The 9,409-nt window shown below is 51.7% G+C and carries 6 protein-coding genes and 2 pseudogenes; 4 read left to right on the top strand and 4 right to left on the bottom strand.

Translation table 11 applies throughout. The features are described from left to right. The 3 genes and pseudogenes from STRDD11_RS14345 to STRDD11_RS07110 form a co-directional block, all read left to right on the top strand. Positions 1–1,125, top strand: a pseudogene (locus STRDD11_RS14345) (hypothetical protein); the annotation flags it as partial. 498 nt (positions 1,126–1,623) lie between these two features. Next, positions 1,624–4,203 carry a GBS Bsp-like repeat-containing protein gene (locus STRDD11_RS07115; protein ID WP_128836724.1) on the top strand — a complete coding sequence of 860 codons (2,580 nt, stop codon included), beginning with the start codon at positions 1,624–1,626 and terminating at the stop codon, positions 4,201–4,203. Positions 4,204–4,534: 331 nt separating this feature from the next. Continuing rightward, the gene (locus STRDD11_RS07110; RefSeq protein ID WP_128836723.1) at positions 4,535–5,632 is read left to right on the top strand and encodes a DUF3114 domain-containing protein; all 1,098 of its coding nucleotides are present in this window, start codon (positions 4,535–4,537) and stop codon (positions 5,630–5,632) included. Positions 5,633–5,667: 35 nt separating this feature from the next. Here the strand turns inward: STRDD11_RS07110 and tpx are convergent, their stop codons facing one another. From tpx to STRDD11_RS07090, 4 genes are all read right to left on the bottom strand, one after another. Next, complete coding sequence (gene tpx, locus STRDD11_RS07105; RefSeq protein ID WP_128836722.1) at positions 5,668–6,159, bottom strand: thiol peroxidase; 492 nt, start codon at positions 6,157–6,159, stop codon at positions 5,668–5,670. Between the two features lie 164 nt (positions 6,160–6,323). Next, complete coding sequence (locus STRDD11_RS07100; protein WP_128836721.1) at positions 6,324–7,253, bottom strand: metal ABC transporter substrate-binding protein; 930 nt, start codon at positions 7,251–7,253, stop codon at positions 6,324–6,326. 14 nt (positions 7,254–7,267) lie between these two features. After that, complete coding sequence (locus tag STRDD11_RS07095; RefSeq protein ID WP_128836720.1) at positions 7,268–8,116, bottom strand: metal ABC transporter permease; 849 nt, start codon at positions 8,114–8,116, stop codon at positions 7,268–7,270. Position 8,117: 1 nt separating this feature from the next. Continuing rightward, a complete protein-coding gene (locus tag STRDD11_RS07090) occupies positions 8,118–8,837 on the bottom strand; it encodes a metal ABC transporter ATP-binding protein (RefSeq protein WP_128836719.1) in 720 nt (239 codons plus the stop codon). 143 nt (positions 8,838–8,980) lie between these two features. On the opposite strand from STRDD11_RS07090, the pseudogene STRDD11_RS14340 reads away from it, so the two are divergent. Further along, positions 8,981–9,409, top strand: a pseudogene (locus STRDD11_RS14340) (endopeptidase); the annotation flags it as partial.

The raw sequence follows: 9,409 nt of genomic DNA, 5'->3' as shown, positions 1-9,409 counted from the left end.
GTTGATGAGGAGCACCCGCGGCCAACTGTTACCTTTCATTTTACTTATCTGGATGCCAATCGTTTTAGTCTGGTATTTGACCGGCCATTGCCAAAGGGGACGGCTGTCAAAGTAAGGAACAGCAAAGGCCGTGAATTTGACCTGATCCAGAGCAAGTACGACAGAATGGCCTTTGAGAGAGTCCTTTACAATGGCGGCTATACAGTCCATATCAGCCTGCCGGAGGACTATGAAGTGGCTGAGAATGATTTTCTTTACAATGTCGAAAACAGGATTAACCGCCGTCTGGTCAGTCTCATCGTTCCAAGCTATGTCAGTCAGCTGCCGACTTCTGAGGATTCTGTGCTGAAAGGGATGATTGACTTTGGCACCGGTAAAATCTCCGATAAGGCTGTGTTTACAGTCGCAGCGGTAAGTGATGATGTACCTGAAACAATCCAAAAAGAAGCAGAGGAGCACAGTCAGCTGCCGGCCTTCTATCAGCTCCGTCTGCAAAAGAAGGGACAGGATATCGAGACCGCCGGGAAAAAGACCATTCGTCTGACCGGCATCAAGGGGCATCTTGCAAAGGTCTATCTGCAGACAGGGACTGGCTTGGAAGCAGTCACTGCCAAGACAGAAGACGGTAGCTTGATTCTGGAAATGGACAAGCTGGGCAGCATCATTGTTCTGACAGACAGGCAGGTCAGTGAGCTGGATAAAAGCCAGCTGCAAGCAGCAGTTCATTCTGGCTATCAGCTGCTCTTACAGCCAGTCTATCAGTACGACAGCAAGGACAGACAAGATGCCTTTCAAGCCGCGCTTCTGGCTGCAGAAGCTGTGCTGGCAGATCCGGCGCTGACTTACAGGGCCTATGCGGAAGCCTTAGCGGATCTTGAAAAGGCAGCTCAGGCACTGTCAGGCCAAGCGCCTGCAGCGCCCCAGCCAGCACTGGCGTCAGCTGCCCGGGCTGGCAGTCAAAGCGCAGATCCGGCCTTCCTGAGTGCCGCTCCGGCTGCTCCAGCATTTCCGTATCTGCCGGCTACAGGAGAGAAAGCCAGCCGCCTCGCCTTTTTAGGGGGTGTTCTGACCTTCCTTGGTCTGGGGCTCCTGACTTTGAAGGGCTCAGGCAAAGAAAAGCGCTGACAAATGACTCCGTCTGGCTTTGCACTGATAAGCCATGCTTGATGCGGCCGCTGATGGCTGGACAGTGACGGCAGATGAAGCCAATGACAGGGTGGGAATTGCGCGCGTGCTTCTGCCATAGAAGACCTAGCAGAACAGGCTGCTCTGATTTGCTTAAGCAGCTGCAGGGCAGCAGGCGGACTTTCCTTTCTGAAATTGGCTTATTTTTTCCAGCGGTCCCCTTGTAATCGGTTTATGAATAGTATATAATCAAACCGTAGTATCTAATACTCACACTATGAGAATGCACAGGAGGCAGCGAGCCGCTCGGAAGTGTCAGCAGGAGTCTGTCCTACCGCCTTCTCTACAACCTAGGGGAGTTTCCCCATCTGTTGGGGCCCGTCCAAGCTAATGATGTGTGGATTTGAATAAAAAGAATATAAAGAGTTCAAAAGTGCGCCTGTCAGACCAGCAGTGTGTTTACAGGGCAGATTTGCTTTTGAAGAAAAGGAGTTCATTGTGAAAAAAAGACAGATGAGAGAGTCGCAGACAGAGAAAGTTACTCGTTTTGGGATTCGGAAATACAGTTTTGGCGCAGCCTCCGTTGCTATTGCGGCGGGTCTGCTCTTTCTTGGAAACGGCGCGGTTCAGGCAGATCAGCTGACAGCCGCTGACTCTGCCGCCAATCCGGCCAGTCAGCTGGTTTTGGAGCAAGAAGTTCCTGAGTCAGGGGCCGCCGCCCTGCCGTCCTCCAATCAGGCTGCTGAAACCAGCACAGCTGCCGATGCAGGCCAGCCAGCACTGGCGGAAAAGGGGCCGGCTGAGCTGGAAAATCAGCCAGCTGAACAGCCATCTGCTGCGGAAAGGGCAGAGACGGCCCAGCCTGTCAGTGCAGATGCGAGCCCCGCTGTCAGTCAGCCTGCGGCTCCGGCCGTGCCAAAGGCACAGTCTGCGGCGGGTTCACAGCCTGAGCCCGCTCGGGCCCCAGAAACTGAGCAGCCATCTGCTGAAGCAGCAAAGAAGCCGCAAGGCAAGCTTAGCATCGAAAATAACAACCCGCAGACGGGTGAGTTTGATATTGTAGTGTCTGAGATTGTGGCACCGGACGGACTCCAAACGGTCTATCTGCCGACCTGGTCCAGCAAGGATGACCAAGACGATGTCCAGTGGTACAGAGCGGAGAAGCGGGCAGACGGGACCTATTTCCAGCATGTCAGCCACCGCAATCATAAGAACTCACTGGGCGAATACCAAGTGCATCTCTACTATGTCAATGACGCGGGCCAGCTGCAGGGCATCAGCTCCGCCAAGACTCAGGTCAGCAAGGCCCAGCCGCAGGGCAAGATCAGCATTGAAAACAACAACCCGCAGACGGGTGAGTTTGATATTGTAGTGTCTGAGATTGTGGCACCGGACGGACTCCAAACGGTCTATCTGCCGACCTGGTCCAGCAAGGACGACCAAGACGATGTCCAGTGGTACAGAGCGGAAAAGCGGGCGGACGGGACCTACTTCCAGCATGTCAGCCACCGCAATCATAAGAACTCACTGGGCGAATACCAGGTGCATCTCTACTATGTCAATGACGCCGGCCAGCTGCAGGGCATCAGCTCCGCCAAGACTCAGGTCAGCAAGGCCCAGCCGCAGGGCAAGATCAGCATTGAAAACAATAACCCGCAGACAGGTGAGTTTGATATTGTAGTGTCTGAGATTGTGGCGCCGGACGGACTCCAGACGGTCTATCTGCCGACCTGGTCCAGCAAGGATGACCAAGACGATGTCCAGTGGTACAGAGCGGAGAAGCGGGCAGACGGGACCTATTTCCAGCATGTCAGCCACCGCAATCATAAGAACTCACTGGGCGAATACCAGGTGCATCTCTACTATGTCAATGACACGGGCCAGCTGCAGGGCATCAGCTCCGCCAAGACTCAGGTCAGCAAGGCCCAGCCGCAGGGCAAGATCAGCATTGAAAACAATAACCCGCAGACGGGTGAGTTTGATATTGTAGTGTCTGAGATTGTGGCACCGGACGGACTCCAAACGGTCTATCTGCCGACCTGGTCCAGCAAGGATGACCAAGACGATGTCCAGTGGTACAGAGCGGAAAAGCGGGCGGACGGGACCTACTTCCAGCATGTCAGCGCCTACGACCATCGGTTTTCAACCGGTGAATATCAGATCCATCTTTATTATCTGAATGCTGACGGCCAGCTGCAGGGGGTTAGCTCAGGAAAGACAGTGGTCACCGTTGCTGCAGAGAATGTTCGGGCAACTGGAAAAATCACCATTCAGAATAACAATGCCCGGACAGGAAGCTTTGATGTAGTCGTGACAAATGTCTCCAATCCCAAGGGCATTCAGGCGGTTTACCTGCCAACTTGGTCAGCCGATAAAGGTCAGGATGATATCCGGTGGTATCAAGCCAGCAAACAGAAGGATGGCAGCTACAAGATTACCGTTAAAGCCAGCGACCACAAGCTGTCGACCGGTGAGTACCTGATCCATCTCTACTATCAGCAGGATGACGGCCGGATGGTTGTCGTGGCTGGGACCAGCACACAGGTTGCTAAGGCAGGCTACAATACACCCTATTACTCTCAGCGAGACGGCCGTTGGGGCGGCCGGATGTACGGCGGTTACAACTTAGATGCGACCGGCTGCGTTCCGACGACCTTGGCCATGGTCATCTCTGGCATCAGCGGTCAGGAAGTTCTGCCGACTGCTGTAGCGGATTATTTGTACAACCATACCAATGAATTTAACAAAGGCGGTTACGGCACCAGCAGCCGGGGGATTGTGCGGGCGGCTCAACATTGGGGGCTGAAGACAGAAACCCTGCTGACGGCAGCTGCCGTTAAGGATGTCCTGGCTCAGGGCCACCATGTATTAGGAGCTGTCGGGACCAGTGTCTTTGCCAATTATCCAGTAACTCATGAATTGGTTCTCAAAGGCTATGATAACGGCAAGACCTATGTCAGAGACCCTTATAATGCCGCCAATAACGGCTGGTATGCAGTAGACTATCTCTTTATGGTCAAAAGTCTGGATCCGACCGATAATACCGAGGGCTCGCCTTTTATCGCTGTTAAAGAATAACAGACTGAGCGCTGAAAACCACTTGTCCCTTAGACTGCCTTTCATGAGATGGAGCTAGAGCGGGCAGGTGGTTTTCTTGCTACAGTCTTTTAGTTTGCTTTTAGTACTAGGCAACGAGTCGCAGGCTGTACTGGAGTACGGCAAGGCGAGTTAACGACGTAATAAAAGATAAACTAAATGACGATAATAGGCTGCGAATCAAGGGGGACACTTCCTTTTGGGTGTTTCAAACCCCGCCTTCAGCAGTTTCCCAGATTGTTGAAGCTGTCTGCGCCGGCTTGCGATAGTATTGCTATTGAAACGATGATTGAAAAAGAAAGGAGAGCTTGCCATGAGCGAATCAGCGGTCTCTTTGGCAGAACGAAGCCGCCAACTGCGGGAGGCGGGCTGGTCTGGACAGGCTGTAAGGGCGGTTTTCGAGGCAGCAGCTAAAGAAAGCAGCCATCAGGAAAGGCCGGCCGCTTTTGAGGCTGCCCAGCTCTTTGGCAGTCCGCTTTTTAAAAGCATGTGGCAGCTTGACTCCAAAAGAATCTCCCCTCAGCGGGCCCAGCAGCTGCTGGAGCTGGCCATGGCCTGTGTGAATATGCCCAAGGAACTGACGGGGACCAAGTCCGAAGCGCAGAACTTGCTGTCTAGGATAGATTCAGATTTGGCCCCGCACGACCCTTTCTGGCGGCTCTTTGCCCGCACCCTTCAGCAAGCCTTCCCCTATGACGATTTTAGACAGCAGGATGGCAATCAGCGGCTCAAGCGGCAGCTGCATCAGTTTCGCTATGTCATTTCCTGCCAGCAGGCCCAATGGGTCCGGCAGCATTTCCGCCAGCCGGGCATGACGGATGCAGAAGCCTTGGCAGCTTATCTGCAGGCGCTTCCCAAGCGGATTTACAGTTTTCGAGAATCTTCACGGCTGCACAATAAAGCTTATATTGATCAGAGCGGCCTCCAGCCCCAGGTGGTCTATCCTGATGGACAGAGCCGTCAAGCCAATTTTAAGATTCTGATTAATTTCCACACAGAATTTATCTTGGACAGAGAGGGAGCTTTTCTCAATATTCTAGATCCTGAAAGGACCAGTCAAAACGGCCTGGTCAATGGCGCCAGCTTTAACTATGGCAATCGCAATCGGCCGGGCAATCGGGCCTCCCACAGCCGCTGCGATGTCAAGCCGCCTGCTGTCTGGGACCCGGCCTTCCGCAGAGAGGCCATCCGGAACGGCGGCCGCCCATTCAAGTCGCCTCAGAATAACCGCGGCCCGCTGGGCTACCGCTCGGCAAAGAGTGCTCATGCTCAAGACGGCCGCAGTGCCAAGCAAACCGTGGATCAGGAAATCCGCCGCTTCAAGCGCCTTCTGGGCCGGCCTCTGGTCCTCTTGCGGATCTGGGGCAGGGTCAGACGGCTTGGTCAGAAATTAGCCCATGTTTTCAAATAAAAAATGCAGACGGAAATCTGCATTTTTTTTGGTGATTATAAACTCTTGACCGCCGCGATGGCTGCCTCAAAGTCAGGTTCGGTGTTGATATTGTCTACATATTCGGCATAGGTCACGGTGTTGTTTTGGTCCAGGACCAGAACAGCCCGGGCCAGCAGGTGCCATTCATTGATGAGGACAGCGTAGTCGCGGCCGAAGGAGTGGTCAAAGTAGTCCGACAGCATGACGGCGTTTTCAATGCCTTCTGCAGCGCACCACTTGCTTTGAGCAAAGGGCAGATCCACTGACACAGTGATGACTACGGTATTGTCAAGCTCAGCCAGATCCTGATTGAAGCGGCGGGTCTGGGTGGAGCAAACACCGGTGTCAATGGAAGGAATGATGCTCAGCACCTTCTTTTTGCCGGCAAAGTCAGCCAGGGTTTTCTTGCTCAGGTCAGTTGCTGTCAGGCTGAAATCGCGGGCCTGGTCGCCGACCTGGAGCTGCTTGCCGGTAAAGGTTACAGGATTTCCGAGAAATGTTGTCATAAGATGTCTCCAATCGTTTTGATACCCTCATTGTACTGCAAATGGCTCTGCATTACGAATGATTTGACTGAAAAGTTTGCGGCGTTTTTCTTCAAAGAGCAGCAGCGGAAAGGAGCGCTTGGCTATTCTGTCAGGCAGGCAGAGGCGGCCGCAGCCGCTTTGGATTACTGAGCCAGCCCTTCAGCAATCTTGTCCAGATTGTACTTCATCATGCTGTAGTAGCTGTCTCCCTCCTGCCCTTCTTCAGCGATAGAGTCGGTGAAGATCTTGGCGTAGATGGGGATGTTGGTGTCTTTTGACACGGTTTTCATAGGACGCTCGTCCACACTGGATTCGACAAAGAGGGAGGGCACTTTGGTCTGGCGCAGTTTTTCCACCAGAGACTTGATCTGGTCTGGGGTACCCTCCTCTTCGGTATTGATTTCCCAGATATAGGCGGATGGGACCCCGTAGGCCTTGGAGAAGTATTTGAAGCAGCCCTCGCTGGTGACAATCATCTTCTTATCCTCAGGAATGTTGCTGAACTTCTCTTTGGCTTCCCTGTCCAAGGCGCTGAGCTTTTCTACATAAGTCTTGAGATTTTTCTCGTAGGTGGCCTTGTTTTTCGGGTCCTTTTCTATCAGCCGTTTAGCGATATTTTGCGCATAAATGATGCCATTTTCCAGATTGAGCCAGGCATGGGGATCTTCCTTGCCTTTTTCATTTTGTCCTTCGAGGTAGATGACATCAATGCCGTCGCTGACTGCATAATAATCCTTGTTTTCTTTCTTCTGAGCATTGTCAACCAGCTTAGTAAACCAAGCATTGCCGCCGGTTTCCAGGTTGATGCCGTTATAGAAAATCAAGTCGGCCTGCGAGGTCTTTTTGACATCCTCTGGCAGGGGCTCGTATTCGTGGGGGTCCTTGCCGACTGGCACAATGCTGTGCAGGTTGATCTGATCGCCGGCAATGTTTTTGGTGATGTCAGCAATAATGGAATTGGTCGTTACGACATTCAGTTTAGAAGAAGCGGTAGAAGAGCTTTTCTGGCTGGAGCAGGCGGCCAAGCCGATAAAGGCCAGCATAAATAAGGCAAATACACTTAATTTTTTCATGAGAATCCTCCGATTTATTTTAGTTTAGGCCGGTTTTTTAGTTTTAAATACCGTTGCTTAGGTGCAATAAAGAATGAAATGAGAAAGATAAGAGCAGAAGTCAGGACAATACTGGAGCCTGCGGCGATATTAAAGCTATAGCCGATAAAGAGGCCCAAGGCCGAAGCCAGAGCCCCGAGACTGGAAGAAAGGAAAATCATGGTTTTAAGGCTGTTGGCATAGAGATAAGCCGTGGCTGCCGGCGTAATCAGCAGGGCAACAATCAAAATCGTTCCCACACTCTGCATGGCGGTCACGGAGACAAGGGTCAGGAGAATCATGAGCAGATAGTGGTAGAAATTCACCTTCATCCCCATAGCCTGAGCCAGCAGCGGGTCAAAAGAAGTGATCAGCAGCTGCTTGAAAAAGAGGGCAATGACCAGCAGTACAGCGATTCCGACCCCAATGCTTATCCACATATCCGTATCCTGCACAGCCAGAATATTCCCGAAAAGAATATGGAAAAGGTCGGTCGAACTGTTGGCCACCCCGATGAGAATGACTCCCAGGGCTAAGAAAGATGAAAAGGTAATCCCAATGGCTGTATCGCTTTTGATGATGGAATTGCCCTTGATATAGGTGATGATGACCGAAGCCAAAAGGCCAAAAGCAATAGCGCCCACAAAGAAATGGATGCCTAAAATATAGGACAGAGCGACTCCCGGCAGGACCGCATGAGAAATGGCATCTCCCATGAGCGACATGCCCCGCAGGATAATAAAGCAGCCGACAGCGCCCGCCACAATCCCGATGACAATGGCTGTAATCAGGGCGTTTTGCAGGAAGTGAAAATCCTGTAAGCCCTGAATAAATTCTTGAATCATCTTAGGCACCCCCGTTCATAAAGAGCTGAGAACCATACGTTTCCTGCAGATTCTCTCTGGTGAAGGTGTTTTCGGTTGGTCCGAAAGCAATCAATTTTTTATTGAGGAGCAGAACGTGATCAAAATAAGCCGTCACTTTGCTTAAATCATGGTGGACAATCAGAATGGTCTTGCCGGCTTCTTTAAGGCTGCGCAGGGTGTCCATGATGATGTCTTCGCTGACGGAGTCAATGCCGACAAAAGGCTCATCTAAAAAGATACAATCGGCCTCCTGTACCAGACAGCGGGCAATCAGAATCCGTTGAAATTGACCGCCGGATAGCTGACTGATTTGACGTTCAGCATAATCAGCCAATCCGACGATGCGTAATGCTTCCATGACTTTGTCCCAGTCAGCCTGCCTGAAGCGGCGGAAGAATCTGATGTTCGGATAAAGTCCCAGTGATACGCATTCCTTGACCTTGATGGGGAAATGATAGTCGATATTGATCTTTTGCTCCACATAGGCCACACGATTAAGGGAGCGCTCAAGCGGCTGCCCATCCAGCAGGGTTTGGCCTTGGTGGCCGATGATGTCCAGCATGCCTTTCAGCAGGGTTGATTTGCCGGCACCGTTCGGTCCGATGATTCCGGTGATGCTGGGGCCTGGGATGTCTAAAGACAGGGGCTCCAGAGCCAGCTGCTGCTGGTAGCTGACACTTAAATTTTTTATGGTAATCATTGCTTGTACCTCTCTATTTTTAATATACCTTAAAATAAAAATTAAGTCAAGTTAATTTTAAAAATTCCATTAAATAATATAGAAAGATTTGAAAAAACAGCTCATTTTTGCTAGGATAAGAGAAAAAAGAAAGCGAGAGCAAGATGACACGTTTACAAGATGATTTTTATGATGCCGTGAACGGAGAATGGGCCAAGACTGCGGTCATTCCGGATGATAAGCCGGTAACCGGCGGTTTTATGGATTTGCATGATGAGATTGAAGACCTGATGCTGGCAAAGACAGACCAGTGGCTGGCCGGTCAAGAAGTGCCTGAGGGTGCTGTTTTGCAGAATTTTGTCAAATTCCACCGCTTGGCAGCAGACCATGACCGGCGGACGGCAGCAGGGATTGAGCCGGCGCGGGCTTATATTGATGAAATTCGCAGCCTGGCTTCTTTTGAGGATTATGCGGCTAAGATTGCCGATTTCGAGCTGGCCGGCAAGCCGACCTCTTTTCCCTTCGGTGTAGCGCCTGACTTTATGGATGCTCGGATCAATGTCCTTTGGGCAGACGGACCGGGGACTATCCTG

It is taken from the genome of Streptococcus sp. DD11 (assembly GCF_001578865.1).
Taxonomy (GTDB): Bacteria; Bacillota; Bacilli; order Lactobacillales; family Streptococcaceae; genus Streptococcus; species Streptococcus panodentis.
This window is presented reverse-complemented; position numbering and strand designations above follow the sequence as displayed.